Here is a 16,240-nt window from a genome sequence, read left to right on the forward strand (position 1 = left end):
CGCTTTTTGGTTGTTTGTTTATCTTGGTCGAAAACATCCTACCCAGGAAGCGCTCTTCTCTTACTCCCTCAACGGCTCAACGACGAACCCACACCCACGAAAACAACACAAGCGCCATATATATGCACACATATGCAAAACAGCGGCGTACACGCAGGAAAAAAGAAAGGAAAACCCACGCATACGCCGCCATTGAGCCGGCGAACCGTCCGGAGCGACTGGCCGGCCCGCCGACGATTATTCGATTGCCGCTGCAATGCCGGCTGCAAGCAACATCGCACATCGGCCAGTTCCGTGACAAAACCGCTACCACCGAGCCGTTACTAGCCGAAACATCACGGAGAATGCAGGCTCTCCGTGACAAAACTGATAGCAACAAACCACTGCCCTCACATTTGTCACGCAACAGGGGGCGTTTCCACGGTCCCGGACGACGGACGGCACGCCAATCACCCACCATCATGCGAACCATTGAAGCGCGCCGCAGCCGACTACATCGCACATCGGCCAGTTCCGTGACAAAACCGCTACCACCGAGCCGTTACTAGCCGAAACATCACGGAGAATGCAGGCTCTCCGTGACAAAACTGATAGCAACAAACCACTGCCCTCACATTTGCCACGCAGCAGGGAACATTTCCGTGACAAAACCGCTACTATCAAGTCGCTACTAGCCAAAATGTCACGCGAATCATGAACACACCGGCCGGCGGCACGGCCCGCATCGCAACCACAGATCAAGTCACGCGCCGGCCGGCCGCCGATCAGCCCGGTCATGTGTGCCGTACGGTTCCGTAATACCGCACGGCCACGCATCACATCACAGGCCGTTGTCCCACTCGTCGTGCCATTCGAGCAGCGCCTTGCCGTCGCCGATCTCGATCGGCAGCGTGACGAGCTCGGAGTTGCCGAGATCCTTGGGATTCCAACGATCGCCGATGTACAGGAACCGGCTCGCGTGATAGTCGTCGCGCCCGGCGGCGGCACCGTCAAGCGGCACGACGATGTCGCACTGCGAGTCGAACGTGCGCGAACCGGCCGGCGTGAACGGCTTCCACTCGCTCCACGGGCCGTGCAGGTCGGTCGCGGTCGCATACATGTTGTCGTTGCAGTCCCAGCCGGTCAGCTGCGAACCGAACCAGTAGTAGATGCCGTCGCGCTTGACCATGATCGGCGACTCGTAGCCCGCCCAGTAATTAGTACCGCGCAGGCAGACCACGTCCTCGACCACGCTCAGGTAGTCCTCGGACAAGCGGTAGATATGCGTGCCGTGCGGGCGGTCCTCCGAGAGGATGTAGCCGGTGCCGTCCTCGTCCTGGAACACGCCGATGTCGCGCGACTCGTAGCCACGGAACTGGAACGTTGCGAGGAACTCGAACGGACCGGTCGGCGAGTCGGCGATCGCGGTGCCGATGTGCGCGTACGAATAGTTGTTTTCGCCGTCAACGTGCAGGTACATGACGTACTTGCCGTCGGACGGGCGGCGCATGACCTTCGGCCGTTCGACGATGCGCTTCGGTCCGATAATCGAATCCTCCGCGCCGACCGGCAGCACCGTACCCTCGTTTCGCCACGTTGCGAAATCCGTGGTGGAGTAGCAGGCGACGCCCTGGAAGAGGTTGCCGTGATTTTTGATCTCGCCGTACGCGTACCAGCGGTCGCCGAACCGCTGCACGCCGATGCCGTGGAGCTGGGCGATATTGCCGTCCGTGTCGCGGAACAGCTGCACGCCGTGAAGTGTTGCCATGATTAGGTTCCTTTGGGTTGGTTGTTGGTTGATGACTTGGGTCGGACCGATCGGTACGACTGTGTCGATCGGCCGAGCTTACGGTCGTCGTATACCTCATGACAGACTTTATCGCGAGATATATACCGTATCGTATGCCAAATTACGACTGGATGGGTGACGACGGGCCGTCGAAAAGCCCATTGGGCTTCCCTTAAGGCTGATCGAAGATCAGTCCCGCAACAACGGACCTCGCTACGCTCGGACTCAACCCGACCAAGCAGATCCATCCTTTGTCATTTCGACCGAGCGCAGCGAGCGGAGAAATCTTTCAAGGCACACGCCTTCAAAGATTTCTCGACTCGGCTACGCCTCACTCGAAATGACAGTCCTGGCTGACTCGGCTCAGGCTGAGCCTTCGGCCTTCGCAACTAAGGACTTCGCTACGCGAAGACTTATCGTTGGCTCCGGGCTGCGGCCCATATTGCCGCAACCCTACGTTCGGATCAATCGGCAAAGCCAGTCCAGAGGCGAAAGCGTGTACGCTCCCCCAGTCAGCTACGCTGACAGCCCGTCCTGCAATTACGGACGACCTTCGGTCGGCTGTTTATCAGCTCGACTGCCGTCTCGCACATTGCCTACAAACAGCTCTGCTGTCTGTCTAACGGCAATGTCCCAGCCGAGGGGGCCGAGAATACCTGTCAGTTCTGCAACAACGGACTCGCTCTACGAGCGAAACTCAATCCGACCTTCGCTCGGCTACCGCCTCGCTCAGGCTGACGCTACGGAAAGCCCACCGGGCTTCCCGCTTAACGCGTCAGCCCTTCACGGCTCCGATCATGACACCCTTGTTGAAGTACTTCTGGAGGAAGGGGTAGAGGATCAGCAGCGGGAGCGTGGAGACGATGATCACGCCGTACTTGATCTGGTTGGCGAACTCGCGCTGCTGGATGAGGTCCATGCCGCTCGACTGGGCGCCGGTGATGCCGGTCTGGTTCGCGAGCAGGATCGAGCGCAGCACGTTCTGCAACGGCAGTTTCTCGGTGTCGCGGATGTACACCAGGCCCGTGAAGAAGTCGTTCCAATGGCCGACGAAGTAGTACAGCGCCAGCACCGCGATGATCGCGCTCGACAGCGGGATCACGATCTTCAGGAAGTAGCCCCAGTATCCGAGGCCGTCGATCTGCGACGCGTCATGCAGCTCCTCCGGAATCGACGATTCGAAGAACGAACGCGCGATGATCACGTTCCACACCGACACCGCGCCCGGCAGAATGAACACGAGCCAGTTGTCAAGCAGTCCTAGCTGCTTGAACAGCAGGTAGTTCGGGATCAGGCCGCCGGAGAAGAACATCGTGAACGTGAACAGGAACAGGATGATGCGCCGCGGCTTGAACTCGCGCCGCGACAGCGCGAACGAGACCGGGATCGTCACGAGCATGTTGAGCGCGGTGCCGACCACCGAATACACGATCGTGTTCCAGTAGCCCATCCAGATGCGCGAGTCGGCGAACACCTTCGCATACCCGCCGAAACTGAACCCGACAGGCCACATCGTCACCCGTCCCTGGTTCACGGCCGTCTGGTTCGACACCGACGCGATGATCACGAACCAGATCGGATAGAGAACCGCGACGACGACCAACGCCAGCACGACCCAGATCACGATGTCGGTGATCCAGTCGGATACGGTCCGGGCCTGACGGACCTTCGGGTTCCACGGGATGCCCTCGGCGCTCGTCTTCGGCGCGAGCGACGGCTGCACGGTTGCACTAGTCATGATTTGCCTTACCTTTCCGTCACGCCCGGGCTAGAAGATGCTCGTGTCGGACGCCTTCTTCGAGATGAAGTTGGCGAGCACGAGGAAGAAGAAGTTGACCAACGTATTGAACAGGCCGATGGCCGTCGCGTAACTGAACTGGTTGCCGAGAATACCGATGCGGTACGTGTACGTCGAGATGACTTCGGATGCGGACAGGTTCATCGAGTTCTGCATGAGGAAGACCTTCTCGAATCCGACGTTGAGCACGTTGCCCATGTTCATGATGAGCATGATGCCGACGGTCGGCATGATGGTCGGGATGTCGACGTACCGGATGAGCTGGAGTCGGCCGGCGCCGTCGATCTTGGCGGCTTCGTACAGCGCGAGGTCGACGCTGGAGAGCGCGGCGAGGTAGATGATGCAGTTCCAGCCCATGTGCTGCCAGACCTCGGTGATCCAGTAGATCGGGGTGAACAGGTTCGGCTTGGCGAGCAGGTTCGTGTTCGGGAAGAACCGGCCGAGCAGACCGGTGTTCGGAGCGAGGAAGATGTTGATCATCGTCACGATGACGACGGTGGAGATGAAGTGCGGCAGATAGGTGACGGTCTGCACGAACGACTTGATCCTGACCGAACCGATCTGGTTGATGAGCAGCGCGAGGATGATCGGCGCGATGAAGCCCATGACCAGCGTCCACAGGGAGATGCGCAGCGTGTTGGTGAGGATCTGCGCGAACATGCCGGATTTGAAGAACTGGTTGAAGTATTTGAGACCGGCGAACGTGCCGCCCATGAGGCCCGTACGCGGGTTGAAGTTGTAGAAGGCGAGGCGCAGACCGTACATCGGCACGTAGGCGAAGAGGGCCACGAACGCCATTGCGGGCAGGCTCATAAGCCATAGGGCACCGTAGCGCTTGAAATGGCGGGTGAGCTTGACGCCGAGCGGGGCGTGCTTTGCGGCTTCGATGTTGTCGACGACGGGCGTGGCGGTTGTCACGGCCGGTGTGCCGTCGGTTGATACTGCAGCCGTAGTCGCCGCAGTCTTACGAGATGCAGACATTGTTGTTTCTTTCTTGTTGTCCTTTTCTTTTGCTCCCCCAATCGGGGGAGCTGGCCGCGAAGCCGACTGAGGGGGCACATGGGCAAAACCTCTGCACCCCTCAGTCAGTCTGCGACTGACAGCTCCCCCTCAAGGGGGAGCAAAGGGATAAGTGGATCAGTTCGTTCCCATTACAGGGCCGAGATGTAAGGACATCACTTGGTGTAGGTGTCGTACCACTTCTGCCAGAGCTTGACGTTGTCGTTCAGGCCGAGGCTTTCGAGCTGCTTGACGTAGTCGTCCCACTCGCCGTCGATGCCGCCGTCGGCCATCCACTGAGCGGTCTTCTGGATCGCGGTGTTCATGATCTGCGTGTTGTTGTTCGAGATCGTGGTGGAGTCGGTCGCGTCGGCGCGCACGTAGTCGGGCATGTAGTCCTTGACCGGGTCGAAGTGGGAGCGCTGCTCTTCGAACGCCTTGTTGACCTCCTGGATGTCGGCCGCGTCGTAGTCGCCGTTGATGGTCACGTCGTCCGGAATCCAACCGGCGAGGCGGTCGGCGAGCGCCGGCATCTTGTTGTCGGCCTTGAGGTCCTGCATCTTCTTGGCGTCCTCGGTGTAAGTGTGATCGCCGTCCTGGGTGAGGGTGTCACCGAAAGAGCCAGCGAACTGCTGCACGGAGTACTTCTCGGAGTAGAGCAGGTCGACAACCTTAAGCGCGGCGTCCTTGTTCTTCGCGTTCGCGGAGACGGAGCACTTGTAGTTCTCGAACTCGTTGGAGGAACCGTCCCAGACGGTCTCGTCGGCGGAGACGCCCGGCGCGGACGGCACCGGCATCGCCTCGTACTGATCGCGCAGGTCGCCGAAGTCGGCGAGCGACCAGCCGAAGATCACACCGGTCTTCGCGGTCTTGCCGTCGTTGGTCTGGTCGGCGTAGTAGGCGTCATCGGCCTTGGTGGACCATTCCGCGGGGATGAGGCCCTTGGAGATCAGCTCATGATAGTACTTGATGACTTCCTTGTACTGGTCGGAGACGAGGAAGCTCTTGACCTTGCCGTCCTTAACGTAGATGCCCTGCGCGCTCGGACCCTTGTTGAAGCCGGTGACGATGCCGGTGGAGTTGAGCAGCAGCATCGGGCTATACCAGCCGAAGCCGCCGGTGTCGAGCTTGCGGATGTTCATCGGGATCTCGTCGGCCTGGCCGTTGCCGTTCGGGTCTTGCGTCTTGAACGCCTCGAGCACCTTCTCGAACTCGTCCCAAGTCTTCGGGACTTCAAGGCCGAGCTTGTCGAGCCAAGCCTTGTTGATCATCATGTTCTGGCCGGAACCGGAGTAGGCCTTGCCGCGGGAGGACGGCAGGTTGTAGATATGGCCCTCCGGGTCAGCGACGAGCTTCTTGGCATCGGGCTTCTCGTCGAAGAACTTCTTGACGTTGGGCAGCTTGTCCATGTCCTGGCTGAGGTCCTCGAACAGGTCGGGGAACTGGGCGGCGTCGTCGGGGTTGAACGCGCGCAGGGAGATGTCCTCGATCTCGCCGGCGCTCATGGATGGGTTCTTCTGCTGGCCCCACTGGTCGTCGGTGACCTCCTTCCATTCGATCTTGACGCCGGCTTCCTTCTCAAGATCCTTGGCCCACTGCATGTTGGTGACCTTGTCGGTGTTGGTGTTCTTGACGATCAGGATCGTGACGATCGGCTTGCCGTCCTCGGTGGTGGCGGCCTGGTCGCTGCTGCCGCAGGCGGCCATCGAACCGAGTGTGGCGACGGCGGCGATGGCGGCGAGCGCCTTGGTGACAACACTTCTGCGTGCCATTTCCTTTTCCTTTCCTATGCTTCCGACCTCTGCGTTCGGAAGATTCGGTGTCTTGCCGGTAGGCCGTACAACACATCCGGCTTGCCGCATTGGACACTGTCTGCAAGTCATCTTCAAACTCGCAACGCTGCGATTCTAAATCGATTCGATACGATCCGTCAACCGAATCACCGTTCGGCGTGTTGTAGTGGAAAATATGGCAAACCGCACAATTCCAACGTTTGTACAGTATCCTGTTATACCCTGCAATTCAACACGCCACATTTCGCATCGCTTCGATTCTTGCGATATACTCGCCGGTGACATCGCGGATAATCGAAGCGATTCGATCATCCGATCGATCACGACATCGTCATCGTGTGATTTTCGCGGCAACGACTGCCACAAACCGCATCGTTGCGCATGAATATCGTACGATCGCTGCGGCATGCACGACCTGCGCGTCGCACCACATGAGAAGGCTGGGAAGAGAACTATGGTCACCCTCAAGGAAGTGGCAGCCAGAGCCGGCGTCTCGCCGTCCACCGCATCCGGAGCGTTGCGAGGACTCGACTTCGTCCGCCCGAACACCGCCGAACGCGTCCTCAAGGCCGCGCAGGAACTCAACTACACCGCGAACGTCTCGGCCCGCGCCCTGCGTTCCGGCCGCACCGGTATCCTCTCGCTCGCCATCCCGACCGTGTCCATCCCGTTCTACAGCCGGCTCGTCAGCGCGATGGAGACATGCGTCGAACGCAACGGCTATCAGCTCGTCATCCAGCAGACCAACTTCGACGAGCAGATGGAGCGACGCGTGCTCGCCCAAGCCGAGGACACGCTCTCCGAAGGACTGTTCATGCTGCCGGCGCGCGTGAGCAACCGCGAGATCGCCGATCTCACGCAGGGGCACCCGACCGTATTGTTCGAGGACTACAGCGCCGACATCACGTTCGACACGGTGAACGCGCCGAGCGGCAACGGCATCGACAAGGCCATCCGGCATCTGGCCGGCCGCGGGCGCACGCGCATCTGCGTGGCCGGGGCCGCTCCGGTCGGCGGCGGGCGGCGGCATCGAACGACCGCGACCGGCACAGTCGTCGCCAACCGTGCCGTCAAGAATGAGCAGAACAGCAGCCGCGCGCGATACGAACGCATCGATGCGGCCGTCCGCGCGCTTGACGAACTGGACTTGCGAGACACCAGCACGATGATCGATTGCGATTGGGGCCCGGAAGGCGGCATCGAACTTGGGCACCGGCTCGCCGCGCTGGCGAAGTCCGGCACGCGGTACGACGGCGTGTGCTGCATGAACGACGACATTGCGCTCGGCGTGATCCGCGGGCTGACCGACGCCGGACTGCGCGTGCCGCAGGACGTGGCCGTCACCGGGTTCGACGGCGTGCCGCAGGGCGGATGGAGCGTGCCGACGCTCACCACGATCGCGCTCGACTACGAGGGCATGGCCGCGACCGCCGTCGCGATGATGCTGCGCAAGTTCGGCGACTCCCCCGTCACGCTCCCCCAGCGCGTCACCGCCGGCTTCCGCCTCATCGAACGCGAGTCCACGGCCGTCGCGTCGTGACTTGCGTCACGTTGTTTGCGTCACGTGTGTCACGTTGTTCACCACAAATCGCAACGATTCGACCAGCGTGCGCATCGTGCGGTACAGTAGTCGGGAATGACGTATTTCCAACGATGATCGAGCGGTGAAGTATGGCGACTCTCAAGGACGTGGCGGCTCTGGCTGGCGTATCGATGAGCACGGCGGGCGCGGCGATGCGCGGCGAGGACATCGTCAAGGCGGCCACCAAGGAGAAAGTGCTGGCCGCGGCGCGCGAGCTCGGGTATTCCGCCAACCTGTCGGCGCGGTTTTTGAAGAAGGGCAGCACGGGCGCGATCGCGGTCATGGTGCCCGATATTTTGCATCCGTATTACACGAACCTGGTGAGCGCGGTGTGCAGCGCGGCGAGCAAGCACGGGCTGCGCACTGTCATCCAGCAAACCGGGTACTCGTCCACCACCGAATCCGATGTACTCAAGCAGATCAACGCAACGCTGTGCGATGGGTTGATTCTGAACGTCAACAATGTCGACGACCGGCATCTGCGCGGCATGCTCGGCAATCATCCGACCGTGCTGCTCAACTATCCGGCCACCGAGCCGCTGTTCGACACTGTGCGCGGTGCGATCGCCTCCAGTTCGAGCACCGCGTTCGGATATCTGTGCGGGCGCGGATACAAGCATGCGTGCGTGGTCGGCGGGCGCTCGTTCGACGCGAACGACTCGGATACCAGCGGCCGCAACGACGGCATCCGGTATGTTATGGACGCGATACAGGCCAACGGTTTGGGCGGCGACGGCGATTTCACGGAGTGCAATTGGAGCGTCGCGGGCGGCATCGAGGCGGCGCATGCGCTGTGCGCGGTTGGTGACGACGGCACGCGGGCGATCGACCGGTACGACGTGTTCTATTGCATGAACGATCTGATCGCGTACGGGCTGATCCGCGGGCTGCACGACGAGGGTGTGCGCGTGCCGGATGATGTGGCGGTGTTCGGCCACGACGGGATTTTCGGCAACGACGTGCTGTCGCCGGCGTTCACGGTGCCGACGCTGACGACCGTGGCGGTCGATTACGAGGACACCGCCACGAAGGCGGTCAATATGCTCATCGATCAGATCAAGCATCCGGGCCGGCAGCGCGCGCCGCGCATCGAAACCGCCCGCACCCGCCTCGTCATCGGCGAATCCGCGTGACGGGGGTGCGGAAAGCGCACTCACTGGCTCCTGTCGCACATTGTCGAATCGCGCTTTGCACGATGTTGTTTTATCGCGCAGACTGTTGTCTGCGCAGTACCCCAACCCGCCCGCTTCGCGGGCACCCTCCCCTGAAAAGGGGAGGGAAAGGCTGAGGCATTTTCCTCCCCTTTTCAGAGGAAGATGGTGCGACCGGCAGCGATTCGGCCATACCTACGGTGAAGTCCCTCCCCTTTCAGGGGAGGGTGCCCGGCGAAGGCCGGGCGGGTTGGGGTACGCGGCGTCAGCCGCCAACAACAACGCGGACAAAGTCCGTCCGCATCACTCAGGGAGTTGCCCCACTCGCCCGAAAATAGTTGCGCTGCCAACATCTCAGCGCAACTATTCCGGGCTGAAGCCACTCTTTTCCGAGAATAGTTGCGCTGACTGCTCCCCAGTGCAACTATTCTCGGAAATACCAGTGCGGCGGACGCTCCGTTATTCGTTCGATTTGAGAATCGGGTCGAGGGCGATCCAGAGGGCGCCATGCGCCGGAATAGTTCCGGTGATGACGCGGTCGGCGCCTTCGCCTTCGATGCGCACGTTCGCAGCAGCGCCCGGAGCGCCGGCGAATAGATCGGTGAGCTTCCAGCCGTCCTCGCGCGCATCCAAGCCAACGATGGACTGCAGCTGGATGTTGCCGCCGATTTCGAAGTCGTCGGAACCGGTCCAGAACAGCGCCGCGTAGTGGCCGCCGCGGTGCGCGGACGGCGTGCCGTCGGCCCAGTCGGCCGCGTCGGCGGCCCAGACGATGAATTCGCCACGGTAGGAGTTGTCCTCCCACCAGTGCTTGAAGATGCGTTCGCGCACGGTTTCGCGGTTGTTGGTCGATCCGGCGAGCACCTCACGCAGCGCCGGGTTGGCGAGCAACGCGATCGTTTCGGGCGTGCTGGTCGGCAGGTCGCCGCCGACCATAAGCGGCGAACGGCCCATGCACCACAGCGCGAGCAGCGTCTTCTGCTCGTCCAGCGTCAGTCGCGACTGGCGATCGTCGCCACGCTCGGCCCTGAGTCCGATGTGGCCGAACGGCACCATGTCGGCGTCGGCCCAGTGGCCGGTCGTCTGGAACGGCGCCCAACGCGCGAGTCGCGCGAACTGCTGGTAGATGTCCTCCCAGCGGTCCCACAGGTCGTCGGAGATGCGCCACATCTGCGCGTTCTCGCGCAGGAAGTCGACGTACGAGGTCGCCACCCAGCCGCCGGGAGACAGGGACAGGTCGATCGAACGGCCGTACTTGGCTTCGGCTTTGGCGATCGCGCGATGGTATGCGGCGATCTCGTCGGAGTGGAACGGGGTCTGCATGTCGTCGACCTTGAGGAAGTCGAGCCCCCACGAGGCGAACAGGTCGAGCTGCGCGTCGTACCAGGCCTGCGCACCGGGGTGCTGCTGGTTGAGACCGTAGTTGTCGGGGTTCCACTTGCATACGTGGTCAAGGTCGGCGACGTCGCGCGCGGTGTATTCGGTGCCGTATACGGGCAGGTTCTTGTCGACGGCGATCCGTGGAATGCCGCGCATCATGTGCACGCCGAGCTTGAGACCGAGGTCGTGGACGGCGGCGGCGAGCGGCGCGAATCCGCGACCGTTCGCAGCGGACGGGAAACGCACCGGGTCGGGCAGCTGACGGCCGTATTCGTCGAGGATGAGCGGCGCGTTCTCGTTGTAGCCGTGGGCACGCGCGGTCGGGTCGTACCAGTCGATGTCGATGACGAGCGTGTCCCAGCCGGCGGACTTGAGATGCTCGGCCATGAACCTCGCGTTGGCGAGCAGCTCGTCCTCGGTGACGGTGGTGCCGTACGAATCCCAGCTGTTCCAGCCCATCGGCGGGCGCCATGCCTGTGGAAGTGATGCCATGATGTTCCCTGCTTTCGCGATGATCACTGCATGATTTCTGTGTATCGATACATATTGTATCCGAAGATTGTAGCGCGACAATAGCTGATACCATCCGGCGAGTCGCTTGATATACCAACGATTTTCGCCGCAAAACTCGCGATTTTACAAACTACAATTTTTTACATACCGTTACATATGATTGGTGATAACCGCCGGTATGTTGTCGAATGTACCGCAACGGGTGTTTCACCCCCTCAGTCGGCTGCGCCGACAGCTCCCCCTTCAGGGGGAGCAGAGAAAAGTCGGCCGGCTGAGGTTTGACAACAGATACGGACAAACCTACGCAAAGGAGACGCGAATGGGCAACGGCAAGACGACACTGCGTGATGTGGCCGCAGCGGCCGGCGTCTCACCCATGACCGCGTCGAACGCACTGCACGGCAAGGCCGGCGTCAAGGAATCGACCCGGCAGAAGGTCATCGAAGCCGCCGAACGGCTCGACTACCGCATTAACCTGACCGCCAGCATGCTCAAGTCCGGGCGCAGCAACATCATCCACATCATCGTCAACGAATTCGACTCGCCGTTCTACTCCAAACTCGTGCAATCGTTGGCAAACGAGACCACCGCACGCGGCCTCACCCCGTTCGTCGAACAGACCCGGTATTCGCCGGCCGCCGCGAAGCAGGCCATGTCCGCCAACCCGTTCTCCGGTCAGCTGTTCGACGGCGAGATCATCCACGCCTCGGGCCTGGGCACCAACCTGCCGCTCGCCAAAATGAACGCCGGCCGCCCGCTCGTGCTCATCGACGGCTGCGAGGAGACGCCGAGCGTCGACACGGTGAACTTCCCGAACGAGGAGGGCGCGCGGGCGGCCGTGCAGCACCTGATCGAACGCGGCTGCACACGGATCGCCATCGTTGGCGGCGGATACATTCCACGGGCCGCGCTGGCGCACGCCGAACATTCCTATGACCTGCGGTTGCGCGGCGCGAGCGGAGCACTGCTCGACGCGGGACTGGCGTACGACGAATCGGTGACGTTCTGCGGATACAACAGCGAGGACGGCATCGAGGCCGGGCATCGGATCGCGGACGAGATACTCGCGGCGCGAAAGACGCAGGCCGACGACGGAGTTTCATGCGAAACCCTTGACGATGCGTCAACCAATGCGCCCGCCACGTCCGGCGCGGACAGGCGCGCAACCGCGTTCGACGGCGTGTTTTGCTCGAACGACTACGCCGCGTTCGGCGTGATCCGAGGCCTTGCTGACCGCGGCATCCGCGTGCCGGACGACGTGAAGGTCATCGGCATCGACGGCACGAGCTTCGGTTCGTACGCGACGCCGACGCTGAGCACGATCCAGGTCGATCTCGATCAGCTCGCGCAGTTCGCGCTCGACATGATCACGCGACGGATCGAGGAACGTGCTCGCGGCGAGGACGCGGCGGCACCGACCCGCGCGACGATCGGCTACCAGCTCGTCGCGCGCGAGTCGACGGGTATGTCTCTTGGCTCCGATCAGGAGAACCATCATGCATCAGCGTAACCAAGGAGTAGTCAACGTTACGATGTCTCAGCATTGACGCTCCCCCAGTCAGCGTTGCTGACAGCCCCCTCAGCCGAGGGGGCCAAGGACCAAGCCACCAATCAACCACACACGTAATCACCATCCAATCCAACAAAGGAGTAACCCAATGACCGAATCCACCCCGAAGACCGAGGCGTATCTCTTCGTCCACTTCATCGGCGACGAGAAGACCCCGACCGACGAACAGTTGTACTTCGCCCTGAGCCGCGACGGCGTCACGTGGCATGACCTGCGCCCGGCCGGCAAGCCGGCGCTCACCTGGCTCGGCGGTGAGAAGGGCACGCGCGACCCGCACATCACGCGCGACCCGAACGGCGGCTTCCACATCGTCGCCACCGACCTGTCCATCCACTACCGCGGCGGCTGGGGCCCGCACGACGGCGCCACCACGAACGGCTCCACCGGCCTGGTGATCTGGGACTCCCCCGACCTCGTGCACTGGAGCGAGCCGCGTCTCGTCGACGTCGCCTCGAAGATCCCGGGCGCCGGCATGGCGTGGGCGCCGGAAGCCAACTGGGACCCGGACAAGCAGCAGTGGATCGTGTTCTGGGCCACCAAGACCAACGTCGACGAGCCGGGCAGCCCGCTCAACAACGAACTCGGCGACCGCACGAACATGTACTACGCGACCAGCAAGGACCTCGTCACGTTCTCCGATCCGGTCAAGTGGATCGATCGCAAGAACAGCGTGATCGACTCGACCATGCTGCGCGACGACGACGGCTGGTGGTACCGCGCGTCCAAGGATTCCGAGATCACGATCGAACGCACGCGCAACCCGTACGCGAGCGCTTATGAAGTGCTGCGCACCGACGATCCGAACGAGTGGTCGTACGTCGGCTCGCTGACCAGCATCCTCGGCAACGGCCGCTACTCGTGGTTCTATCTCGAGGGACCGGAACTGTTCCGCTACAACGACGCGGACGTCAAGACCATCAACGGCCGCGAGATGACGTTCGGCCTGATGTGCGACCAGTACGCCGACGCCAAGGGCTACCTGCCGTTCCGTTCGGCGAACCTCGCCAGCAACGATCCGGCCGACTGGGCCGTGGCCGACGACATCGACTTCGGCGGTCTGAAGAAGCGCCACGGCGCGATCCTGCCGATCACCGCCGCCGAATACGACGCGGTCGAGGCCGCGTTCAAGCTCTGATAGCACCACGCCGGATCGAGGAGGCAAACTCTCACGTCGCCCCCGGTCCGGCACGTTAGGCGCCATGCTTCGCCGTCCGCTTCGCGATCACAGCATGACACACGTGTCATTTCGACCGAGCGCAGCGAGCGGAGAAATCTCTCATGGCTGATGCGCTCGAAAGATTTCTCGACTCGGCTGCGCCTCGCTCGAAAAGACACGGCGATCGCGAAGCAAGCAGCGGTAAGCAAGCATAACGATTACGATCATCGATCAACCCCACGCAAAGGAGCAGTATTCATGGGTAACGAAACATCCAACGCGACGCCGTCGTCAACCGCAACCATCAGTCTCGCCGGCACCAAACCGATCGCCGACGTGCCGCGCCGTCTGTTCGGCTCGTTCGTCGAGCACCTCGGCCGCTGCGTCTACGGCGGCATCTACGAACCCGACCACCCCACCGCTGACGAGAACGGCTTCCGTCAGGATGTGCTCGACCTCGTCAAGGAACTCGGCGTGACCTGCGTGCGCTACCCGGGCGGCAACTTCGTGTCGAACTACAACTGGGAGGACGGCACCGGCCCGCGCGACCAGCGTCCGGTGCGCCGCGATCTCGCCTGGCATTGCACCGAAACCAACCAGATGGGCATCGATGACTTCTATCGCTGGAGCCAGAAGTCCGGCACCGAGATCATGCTCGCCGTGAACATGGGCACGCGCGGGCTCAAGTCCGCGCTCGAGGAACTCGAGTACGTTAACGGCACGGCCGGCACCGAACTGGCCGATCGCCGTGTGAAGAACGGCATCGAGGAGCCGATGGACGTGAAGATGTGGTGCATCGGCAACGAGATGGACGGCCCGTGGCAGGTCGGACACATGAGCCCGGACGAGTACGCGGCGGCGGTCGACCGCGTGGCGCACGCGATGAAGCTGGCCGAATCCGGTCTCGAGCTTGTGGCTTGCGGTTCGTCGAACGCGCACATGCCCACGTTCGGCGAGTGGGAGCGCAAGGTGCTCACCAAGGCGTACCGGAACCTCGATTTCGTGTCCGCGCACGCGTACTACATGGATCGCGGCCACCGCACGCATGATGCGGTGGAGCTGCAGGACTTCCTCGCTTCGGCCGAGGACATGACGTACTTCATCAACACCGTGGCCAAGCAGGCGGACGCCGCGAAGGCCGCGAACAACGGTGACAAGGACATCGCGCTGTCGTTCGACGAGTGGGGCGTGTGGTATTCCGACGCGTGGAACGAGCAGGAGGATGCGTGGCAGAAGGAGTCCGCGAACGGGCTGCATCACGGCACATGGCCGGTCGCGCCGCACCTGCTCGAGGACATCTACACCGTGGCCGACGCGGTGGTCGAAGGATCGTTGATGATCACGCTGCTCAAGCATTGCGATCGTGTGCGGTCGGCGTCGCGCGCGCAGCTCGTCAACGTGATCGCGCCGATCATGGCCGAACCGAACGGCGGTCCGGCGTGGAAGCAGACGATCTTCTACCCGTTCGCGGAGGCGGCCGCGCACGCTCGCGGTGACGTGTACGTGCCGGCGGTCGCCTCGCCGACCGTGGAAACCAAGTCGTACGGCGACGTGGCTGCGATCGATGCGGTGGTGACGTGGGACGCCGAGTCGCGTCGCGGACTGCTGCTGGCGGTGAACCGCGATCTCGGCGCGGCGCACGACGTGACCGTCTCGCTCGACGGGCTGGCCGGTGTGGGCGACGTGACCGTGACGCGCACGCAGATCCTGCACGACGACAACCCGTACCTGCAGAACACGGCCGAGGACCCGGATGCCGTGACGCCGGGCGAGCTGCCCGTTTCCACGGTGGATGCGGGTACGCTGAGCTTCGCGCTGCCGGCCGTCTCGTGGGCCGCGGTTGAGTTCACCGCGTGATTGATGCCGTGCGGGCGTCTCCCCTTCCCGGGGATGCGCCCGTACTACCTCGCTCCGTGGCCGTTTCCTTCTATCAGGGACGCGATCCTCGCGGGGAACGGACGCAAACCGACCTTGTGCAGTCCGTTTTCCTCCAGAAGGAACTCGATCCTAGAGGAAAACGGACGCAAACCGCCTTTTCAGCGTCCGCTTCTCCTCAGAAGGAGCACGATCCTAGGGGGAAACGGACGCAAACCGCATCTCAAGCGTCCGCTTCCCCCTAGAAGATTTGCCTCTTGCCATCCCAGGAAGAACGGATATCCACCACACACCCTTCATTCCCAGATAACTCTCAGACAAACCGCATGTTGCGTTATGCAACGTGCGGTTATATAGGAATCACGGCCGAACAAGCCGCGACAACTGAAACCTTCTTCTTCTCTTCTCCTTTCTCGCGTTGAGGCCCGGTTCACACGAACCGGGCCTCAACGTTTCTGAGGTACGTATGCAATGAATCGCACTGCCGTGTGAGGCCGTGTTGTTGGCGGCTTCGCCGCTGAGTACCCCACCCGTCAGCTTGGCGGGTTCTAGTGATCGTTGCAACGCCTGATGATCCGAGAGGAGAGATCAGGTGGGCAAGTGGGTGTTCGACGGCGTCGAGTACGAGACCCGGAGTCTGATGTGCGAGGCGCGT

General features: G+C 62.2%; 11 protein-coding genes. 6 read left to right on the forward strand and 5 right to left on the reverse strand.

The window, feature by feature from the left end:
- Window positions 1-196: hypothetical protein (locus tag AC1A0G_RS11980; protein WP_476529979.1), on the forward strand; the 196-nt coding region annotated here is incomplete at its 5' end.
- A gap of 624 nt (window positions 197-820) precedes the next feature.
- On the opposite strand, the gene AC1A0G_RS11985 is transcribed toward AC1A0G_RS11980, so the two are convergent.
- The 4 genes from AC1A0G_RS11985 to AC1A0G_RS12000 form a co-directional block, all read right to left on the reverse strand.
- A complete protein-coding gene (locus tag AC1A0G_RS11985) occupies window positions 821-1,747 on the reverse strand; it encodes a family 43 glycosylhydrolase (RefSeq protein WP_476529980.1) in 927 nt (308 codons plus the stop codon).
- Between the two features lie 796 nt (window positions 1,748-2,543).
- Window positions 2,544-3,506 carry a carbohydrate ABC transporter permease gene (locus AC1A0G_RS11990; RefSeq protein ID WP_476529981.1) on the reverse strand — a complete coding sequence of 321 codons (963 nt, stop codon included), beginning with the start codon at window positions 3,504-3,506 and terminating at the stop codon, window positions 2,544-2,546.
- Between the two features lie 30 nt (window positions 3,507-3,536).
- On the reverse strand, window positions 3,537-4,547 hold the full coding sequence (locus AC1A0G_RS11995) for an ABC transporter permease (protein ID WP_476529982.1): 1,011 nt from the start codon (window positions 4,545-4,547) through the stop codon (window positions 3,537-3,539).
- Between the two features lie 194 nt (window positions 4,548-4,741).
- A complete protein-coding gene (locus AC1A0G_RS12000; RefSeq protein ID WP_476529983.1) occupies window positions 4,742-6,337 on the reverse strand; it encodes an extracellular solute-binding protein in 1,596 nt (531 codons plus the stop codon).
- Between the two features lie 475 nt (window positions 6,338-6,812).
- Between AC1A0G_RS12000 and AC1A0G_RS12005 the strand changes: the two genes are divergently transcribed.
- On the forward strand, window positions 6,813-7,898 hold the full coding sequence (locus tag AC1A0G_RS12005) for a LacI family DNA-binding transcriptional regulator (RefSeq protein ID WP_476529984.1): 1,086 nt from the start codon (window positions 6,813-6,815) through the stop codon (window positions 7,896-7,898).
- 131 nt (window positions 7,899-8,029) lie between these two features.
- Window positions 8,030-9,073, forward strand: a complete 1,044-nt coding sequence (locus AC1A0G_RS12010) for a LacI family DNA-binding transcriptional regulator (protein WP_476529985.1) — start codon at window positions 8,030-8,032, stop codon at window positions 9,071-9,073.
- A gap of 477 nt (window positions 9,074-9,550) precedes the next feature.
- Here AC1A0G_RS12010 and AC1A0G_RS12015 read toward each other — a convergent pair whose 3' ends face one another.
- A complete protein-coding gene (locus tag AC1A0G_RS12015) occupies window positions 9,551-10,930 on the reverse strand; it encodes a glycoside hydrolase family 27 protein (RefSeq protein ID WP_476529989.1) in 1,380 nt (459 codons plus the stop codon).
- A 373-nt stretch (window positions 10,931-11,303) separates the two neighbouring features.
- Between AC1A0G_RS12015 and AC1A0G_RS12020 the strand changes: the two genes are divergently transcribed.
- From AC1A0G_RS12020 to AC1A0G_RS12030, 3 genes are all read left to right on the forward strand, one after another.
- The gene (locus tag AC1A0G_RS12020) at window positions 11,304-12,494 is read left to right on the forward strand and encodes a LacI family DNA-binding transcriptional regulator (protein ID WP_476529986.1); all 1,191 of its coding nucleotides are present in this window, start codon (window positions 11,304-11,306) and stop codon (window positions 12,492-12,494) included.
- Between the two features lie 148 nt (window positions 12,495-12,642).
- On the forward strand, window positions 12,643-13,689 hold the full coding sequence (locus AC1A0G_RS12025; protein WP_476529987.1) for an alpha-arabinofuranosidase: 1,047 nt from the start codon (window positions 12,643-12,645) through the stop codon (window positions 13,687-13,689).
- Window positions 13,690-13,968: 279 nt separating this feature from the next.
- Complete coding sequence (locus tag AC1A0G_RS12030) at window positions 13,969-15,567, forward strand: alpha-N-arabinofuranosidase (RefSeq protein ID WP_476529988.1); 1,599 nt, start codon at window positions 13,969-13,971, stop codon at window positions 15,565-15,567.
- Window positions 15,568-16,240 lie beyond the last annotated feature (673 nt).

The sequence above is a fragment of the Bifidobacterium sp. LH_230 genome (assembly GCF_056357555.1).